The organism is Nitrosomonas eutropha (assembly GCF_003201195.1).
GTDB classification, from domain to species: Bacteria; Pseudomonadota; Gammaproteobacteria; order Burkholderiales; family Nitrosomonadaceae; genus Nitrosomonas; species Nitrosomonas eutropha.
Genome location: NZ_QICQ01000025.1, coordinates 37,866 through 44,410, shown reverse-complemented (window position 1 = coordinate 44,410; position 6,545 = coordinate 37,866). Strand labels below are relative to the sequence as shown.

General features: G+C 49.2%; 12 protein-coding genes. 1 reads left to right on the top strand and 11 read right to left on the bottom strand.

The features are described from left to right. Positions 1–820 precede the first annotated feature (820 nt). A complete protein-coding gene (locus C8R14_RS09635; RefSeq protein ID WP_011630676.1) occupies positions 821–1,618 on the bottom strand; it encodes a DUF3560 domain-containing protein in 798 nt (265 codons plus the stop codon). 326 nt (positions 1,619–1,944) lie between these two features. On the opposite strand from C8R14_RS09635, the gene C8R14_RS09630 reads away from it, so the two are divergent. Next, positions 1,945–2,133 (top strand): hypothetical protein, encoded by a 189-nt coding sequence (locus C8R14_RS09630; RefSeq protein ID WP_041353918.1) that lies wholly within the window; start codon positions 1,945–1,947, stop codon positions 2,131–2,133. Positions 2,134–2,247: 114 nt separating this feature from the next. On the opposite strand, the gene C8R14_RS09625 is transcribed toward C8R14_RS09630, so the two are convergent. The 10 genes from C8R14_RS09625 to C8R14_RS09585 all read right to left on the bottom strand — a co-directional run bounded on the left by C8R14_RS09625 (position 2,248) and on the right by C8R14_RS09585 (position 6,190). Continuing rightward, positions 2,248–2,769 carry a JAB domain-containing protein gene (locus C8R14_RS09625; protein ID WP_011630675.1) on the bottom strand — a complete coding sequence of 174 codons (522 nt, stop codon included), beginning with the start codon at positions 2,767–2,769 and terminating at the stop codon, positions 2,248–2,250. A gap of 170 nt (positions 2,770–2,939) precedes the next feature. Continuing rightward, positions 2,940–3,164, bottom strand: coding sequence for a hypothetical protein (locus C8R14_RS09620; RefSeq protein ID WP_041353917.1), 225 nt, complete (start codon positions 3,162–3,164; stop codon positions 2,940–2,942). A gap of 19 nt (positions 3,165–3,183) precedes the next feature. Continuing rightward, positions 3,184–3,594 (bottom strand): DUF192 domain-containing protein, encoded by a 411-nt coding sequence (locus C8R14_RS09615; RefSeq protein WP_049753170.1) that lies wholly within the window; start codon positions 3,592–3,594, stop codon positions 3,184–3,186. Positions 3,595–3,688: 94 nt separating this feature from the next. Beyond that, positions 3,689–3,922, bottom strand: a complete 234-nt coding sequence (locus C8R14_RS09610) for a hypothetical protein (protein ID WP_041353916.1) — start codon at positions 3,920–3,922, stop codon at positions 3,689–3,691. Positions 3,923–3,955: 33 nt separating this feature from the next. Beyond that, a complete protein-coding gene (locus C8R14_RS09605) occupies positions 3,956–4,252 on the bottom strand; it encodes a hypothetical protein (RefSeq protein ID WP_011630673.1) in 297 nt (98 codons plus the stop codon). Then, positions 4,249–4,383 (bottom strand): hypothetical protein, encoded by a 135-nt coding sequence (locus C8R14_RS14135; protein WP_258333072.1) that lies wholly within the window; start codon positions 4,381–4,383, stop codon positions 4,249–4,251. The genes C8R14_RS09605 and C8R14_RS14135 overlap by 4 nt, the downstream gene beginning before the upstream one ends. 21 nt (positions 4,384–4,404) lie before the next feature. Next, positions 4,405–4,836, bottom strand: a complete 432-nt coding sequence (locus tag C8R14_RS09600) for a hypothetical protein (RefSeq protein WP_011630672.1) — start codon at positions 4,834–4,836, stop codon at positions 4,405–4,407. Between the two features lie 142 nt (positions 4,837–4,978). Beyond that, complete coding sequence (locus tag C8R14_RS09595; RefSeq protein ID WP_011630671.1) at positions 4,979–5,524, bottom strand: hypothetical protein; 546 nt, start codon at positions 5,522–5,524, stop codon at positions 4,979–4,981. After that, positions 5,521–5,799 carry a DUF6573 family protein gene (locus tag C8R14_RS09590; RefSeq protein WP_041353915.1) on the bottom strand — a complete coding sequence of 93 codons (279 nt, stop codon included), beginning with the start codon at positions 5,797–5,799 and terminating at the stop codon, positions 5,521–5,523. The genes C8R14_RS09595 and C8R14_RS09590 overlap by 4 nt, the downstream gene beginning before the upstream one ends. A gap of 130 nt (positions 5,800–5,929) precedes the next feature. Continuing rightward, on the bottom strand, positions 5,930–6,190 hold the full coding sequence (locus tag C8R14_RS09585) for a hypothetical protein (protein WP_011630670.1): 261 nt from the start codon (positions 6,188–6,190) through the stop codon (positions 5,930–5,932). Between the last annotated feature and the right edge of the window lie 355 nt (positions 6,191–6,545).

Genomic DNA, 6,545 nt, shown 5'->3' with positions numbered 1-6,545 from the left:
TAGCGTGAGCATGAACAGCTTTTCAGTTGCAGTTATTGTGAGCAGAAAAACACGTCGATTGCGAGCATGGCCAGTTTCAAACGCAAGCTATTACAAGTAGCTGGCTGCACCAATCTCAACTATGCTTGATACTCTTGTGCACAATGTCTTATATATTGCGTTAGCGAAAGGGGGGGTGTTTACTATGTCTTTACAGGAATTCTCAAGAGATATGGTTCCATTACTACAGCTGGTCATTTCTCTGATAGGAACGGCAGGACTATATTTGGTTTGGATGCAAATCAGGCAAACTAATATTTGGAATAGAGCTAACAGTCAACATACATTGCTCGCTAGTTTGCCTGATCAAAATCATGAAAAAAGTTTTTGGAATATCGTTGAAAAATTGGGTCGAGACGAAACAAGAGCTATTACATGTAAGTTTCATGCCTGCTTCTCTTGATTTTTGCACCCATCTGGCTTTTGTTTCCGCTGGCACGCGGAGATGTACATAAGCATCATGTTCTTGCATCGACAATAGCTGCGTTGAGGTATTCGAAAACTGCCAGTGATATTTTTGATCCGTTACCTGCTTGCCATTCGATAACTTTTTTCATGATTTGCTCCATTTTTGGAATCCCGGAACCGCCGGGGCGGGGTTGAGTACATCTCAACCATGGAAGTATTCATATACTCTTAAGAGTGTATGTAAAGTAATTTATGATAATAAATTATGCTAAATTTAATCAGCTTTATATCGTCAATAAAACGATAAAAATGTTCAGCAAAAATCTTTTGTGCCCGTGTGAATGATATCCCCGCTTCGGAGCGGGGTGGTTAGTTAAAGTCCAGCGCCCTTATCCAGAGCTTCCCGGATGGAGCGAGCGGCCCATAATCCGGCATTATTTAACTGGCGAACCCAGGCACCCCGAGACGGCGACCACTTGAAGACGTGACGTTTCAACAGGCCGCGCGTAGCTTCATCTGGCTTTCCAGGAAACACAAACATCACGCGGTTTTCGTCGGCGTCCTCGCGGTAGATGTAGCCATCCCCCTCCTGCTCTACATCGGCACGCTGGCGGCGCTTTTCCAGCTCGGCGATACGGCCAGCGATACGGCGAGCGTTCGCGTTGTTATTGCTCAAGGTGTAGGACGGGAAGCCGACACGGCCCGCAAAGTCAGGCTTCAGGAGTTCTACTGCCTGGGTTTCGGTTAAGCCTTGGGCAACCAGTACGGCAATGCGTGATTCATCGGTCTTATGCGTGCGAATGGCCTTATTCGCGGCCTTCATGCGCTCCTGGGCCTGCTCGACGTTTGCCAGCTCGGCGCGTAATTTCTCGATGGCGTCCGGATCATCGCTGGAAATACCCCCAGTGCCTACGCTCGCGGCCTTCTGCTCGTAACGCCTAGCCTTATCTTGCAGGGCAAAGGCTTTGCCATAGGTGGTATGGATGCGGTCACGATACTTACGGTCGCGTGTCTCGCTGTGATGGCCGACAAGGATCGGCTGGCCGAAGGGGATCGCCTGGGCCATGTCTCTGGCGCGGTTGTAGCTGCGCTCCCCCTCCGTTTGAGCTTTATCAGCCAGTTTTTCAAAACGGATTTTGCGGGCTTCTTGTTTCTGTTCGTATGAGTTCATCTCTTATCCTTTCCCCTGATTTGTTAGTTAATTTCTGCTACTGAGCCACAAAAAAGACAGCATTTTCCGTGGGGATCTGCGTCCGGATTGCCGCAATCGTTACAAATCCATGTTGATTCTTCTGGTGCGGTTGCCACACGGCTAAATCTGCCGCTGCGCGAATATTCCAGCCATTCGCCTTGGTTGTTCCCCCATGCTCATTTTCTGTTCCCCCCTGCTTCTTGGTGAGCCTTGCTTTTGCTGTTATTGTGGTTGTGATTGGTCGTATTGATCATGTTTTCCTCCTTTGCCTGGTTAAAATCTGCTTCTTGGAGCCGCCTTGACGCATGAACAGCAAAGCGGGCAGAGTTGTGCAAGGGCGCCAAGCGGACCCGCCTGGCTGGTGCGGCCCGCAACGCAGTGAGGACACGGGGCAGGCGGGGCTTTCCCTTGAACAAAATGGCCGTGTAGCTATGCGTCGGGAAAAGGCGGCTCCAAATGCAGATCGACCGGAATTGGCAAATGATATGGAGTAATGCGAACGGCTTTCACGACTTAAAACGCGAGACAGGTAAAGCCTGCTACTTCAGCAGTTTGTGAAGCAAAAAAAAACACCCCTTTTGTGGGATGCTTTTTTATTGGCGAAAACCTTAGACTAATCCCATTTCGGCCATTGATTTGGTTGTGTTGCCTCCAACAATAATATGATCAAGTACACATACATCAATCAAGTCTAAAGCCTCTTTCAAGCGCTTTGTGATTGCTTTATCGGCTTGGCTGGGTTCTGTTTCTTTTGAGGGGTGACAATGAGCCAAAATAACGGCAGCAGCGTTGTAGCTGATAGCGGCCTTGACGACCTCCCTCGGATATACCGAGGCACACGTCAATGTTCCCTGAAACATTTCACGATACGCGATCAATCTATACTGAGAGTTCAGGAAGATGATGCTAAAAACCTCATGCTCAAAGCCATTTAATTTGTTTTTAAAGTAGTCAGCTGCAATTTCCGGTTTGGTCATCGCAGTATTTGCCGGGTATTTTCTTTCAATAGCCGCGCGAGTCGCTGTAAAAATCATTTCATCGCTGGCAACGGTATACCGCCCTTCAAGATCTTTAACGTATAGGGTGGTATCGACGTGAGCAGCTTCAAAAGATAAGATTTGTTGTGACATGCTATTTCTCCTTTCAAGTTCCGGGCGGGATTGCCGGTTTGAAGACGAAACAGCACGGCGCAGCGCAGGACTCAGGGGTGAAACGGCCTTGGCCGCAAGCGCGATGCGCGTAGCCCTTGAATCCGAGAACGACGTGGTACTATGTTGAGTACAGGCAATGCAGACACAGTTTATTTCCCGAAGCTGTGCGTTATGTCTTTATTGCATATTTTCGCAGCTTCTTTGCCGTAGGCCAATTGATACAGGCTGACCAGTTTGTCAGCCTCTGATTGGCATCGCCTACGCAATTCGTCCAGAATGATTTGTGTAGGCTGCTCTTTCGCTGCTTGCATCAGGTTTTCAAGGTTGATGCTTTTCACTCCGTACAGGGTGTTTATCGCGATCGGATCACTCATTATATTTTCCATTCACTGATTAGTTACATTGCCCGCGTAACAGGACGGTTTTACCGGCCACAAATCCCATCGCTTGATATTGGCCCGAGGCCAATTCTAGCGCCATATTAGCGGCCTGTTTCGACTCGTGTAGAGTGTCTGTATTTGGTTCCATGTCCTCGATCTGGAAAAGATTTCCGCTGCTGTCAAAAAATCCAACTTGCAGTGGCATCCAGGTGTCACGCATCCAAAAAACACGCATAGCCGCTTGCGGCCAGATAAACAGCATACCCCGGCTAACATCGTGTGTTTTGGATAGGCCGCGCTCTTGTTCCATTTGAGTCTCCGCAACGGGTACGTTGGTAAGAATCTGGCCGGTAGAAAAATGCAGTGTGCATTTCGTGGTTTGCTCGTCTGTGGCTACGCCGGTCGAGCAAGCCACAGTAAGCATTAATAGGCATGTGTAGCGTGCGACTTTCATTATCATTTAAAATGATAAATAAAACTGTTAAGCATCGTAGTTCACAATCTTATCAATCCGCGGGTTATAACAATCGGGCGACACGGCAAACATCCACAACCATGCTGGCCAGCGCCGTGAGAAAAAACAAGCAGAATACATAGACAGTCATTGGAAACACCATACCCAACGCCAAAAATGGAACCACCAATACCAGAAGGGCAAACCAGTCGGGCAGACCACGGGTCATTTTGACCACCCGCAAAAGAGGGTTTACCAATGTCACACAAAGCTTGATGTAATTCGTATAAATATTCATATTTTATTCCTTGAAAAGTATGTTCTAAAGCATTTAGGCGCTATCGCTGCCGCCTTTGCTTTTTTTGAGTGGTTGCGTGCTGATTCCCACTGCTTTGGCCGCATTCTCATAATCTTCCAGCCAATCGACAAGTGTTTTAATACTGTCGCGCTGCTCGGGAGTTTGCCTTTCGATCACTTCGAGCATTTCCGGATAGAAATTTGCTCGATCTAGTTTTAACATGCGCCCTTGCCCGCCAATCAAACCAGCAGCCAAGCGCAGGCGCAACTTTGCACGTTCGGTAAACTTCTGATCCTTTTTTCCAGTACTGTTCTCAAGCAATCGTTTCATTTAAAAAAATAGCTGTATAGCGCTGATAGAACAAAAGCCCAAAACAGCAGACCAGAAGCAAAACTGCCTTCTCCCTTTTTTTCTTCCTTGCGCAGCCGGTCGGTTGCTTCCTGCATTTGTGCTTGATTCATGATTTTCTCTTTTCGTTTGTGTTAGCGTTGAATATCGCGATTAATGTCGCAGCTCAGGTGGATCTGTTTTTCGCCTGTCCGTGCCAGGCTGATTTGTTGTTCATTCCAGCGTGATTTTATAGATTGAGCGATAGCCCCAGCCTTGTTCACGCTCTCAATGCGCAAATCATGTGCTTGCGCCCGCAACGATTGCGCTTGTGCCTGGTCTTGTGCGGATATATCCAGCGTATTATCTGCACCAGGTTCTTGTCCGTTGCGGATTCGCCATGCTTCTATTTCAAGATTCACGGCTTGCTGGTAGTCCTGTGCAATTTCATTAATATGCTGGGTGTACTCGCCGCCATATCCCGGCAAACGGTTCACCCAGCGCCATTCTTTCTGAATCTCAACCTCTGCTGCATTGGTGTAAACCTCGGTTTGGGCTTCTTGTTGCTCGTATTCGTATTCGCTCATAATGTTGGATATATCCTGAAATGGCAGATAATCACTTTAATTAGATTAAAGTGATTATCTCAAGAGTCAACACGAGAGTACACTTTATTATAAAGCACTTTGTGTGCAACCACGCTATGTTTTTATTTAAATACATTCTACTTTAGGCGTACCAAGAAACGGCTTTCGGTTTTCCGTCCCATTTCTGCAAACTGCCGATGGTCAGATTTCCGCCGTTCAAACAGTGAAGCCCGGCAGCGCGTCGGGTGGATTCTTTTGCTGTGGCGACGAATGCGCCCGGCTTCGGAGTTACCAGGCCAGACATGCGGCTTGGTGCACTCGTTGTGTCTTTTTCGATCTGGCGAACAACTGCTGACCGGCCAGACGGCACGCGGATAACTTCGTAAAAATCGACGTTGGTTTGCTCGTAGCCCCATGATGAATAAACGATGTCGCCCACGTCCAAGCCATGGCCTTTTTCACGCCGGGAACGCTTCCAGTCTTCGATCTCGATTTCAGTCTTCACCAGTTCGGCTAAATAGCTATCGCGGCGCTCGTCATCAGTAAATGCAATAAAACGACACGGCTTACTTTGGCGACCTTTGTATGCAACTAACGCCGGGCCCTTCTTGCTCTGGTAGCAATAGGCAACGATTGCGGCAGTGGGAAATTCGCGTGCTTCGGCATTCTCTGGAATAAAGCGGGTCATAGTGGTATCTCCTTGGGTTTTGGCAGATAAGGTGCCCCTTCGGGGCACTTGGCTGGTTTAGTCTTCGTCAGGTTGCATAATGGTGATAACCGGGGACAAGTCATCGCCTGGGCCGATGTGCATCGCCAACGCCACACGGCGCGGGTGATGGCGACGGGCACCATAAAGCCGGCCTCGCGTGCCGTCTCACTCACGTCAATCAGGTCGCCGTCCTCGATGAGCTGCGCGCGGGTGTGCGTGTGGATCACGTCGGACGCCTGGAAAAATTCGTTCATATTATGTGCTCCTGTTCGTGTTGTTAGGCGGTTTGGCGGGTGTTGCAGGCGATGTTCTAGCGCTCGGCGAGGCGGGCTTGGCGGTATTCGGTGCCGGTCATAGTGTTTGGCTCTCCAGTGCAAAACAAAATCAGCGTGCGCGGCGCTTGATGAATTCCTGACGCTCTGCCAACTCGGCAACGCAAATACTCGAAGCAGTTACAAGGCCGCCGCCGTATTTAGCCCAACTCATAACCGTCAAAGTGCCATCGGGCAAACAGCCTCTATAGTCCTTGTGTGTACCGCGCCAAACGTTCTTGAAAGCCGCTTCACGCTCGTTTTCCCGCTTTTCAACCCCTGCTTTGCTAGATGCACTGCCGGTTTTTTTTTGAATTTTCGTTTGGTGATTCATGACAATATTCTCCTTTTGTTGTGTAAATCTGCTTCGCTGAGTGCCTTTCGCCGTGATTGCCCGTAGGTGGGCCGGACAGGACAGTGCGGAAAGGGAGAAACCGGAAGCTGCAGCGCAAGCGAGCGCAGCGAGTGCGAACAGATGAGGATTTCAGGGCTTGCCCGGCCCTTGGAGCGATGGCTTGGCTGGTCTACCGTTTAGGGCAGGCGAAAGGGAATCAGCAAAGCTACACAACGCGCCAAAGGCGACTTGGACATGATCCACTTAAATTCAGCGGAAACCGCTATGGCAGGTGAGCAGCGCCTGCCTTGGATTTAGAGCGTACCCGGTAAGAATCTCGAATGAGACTGCTGAT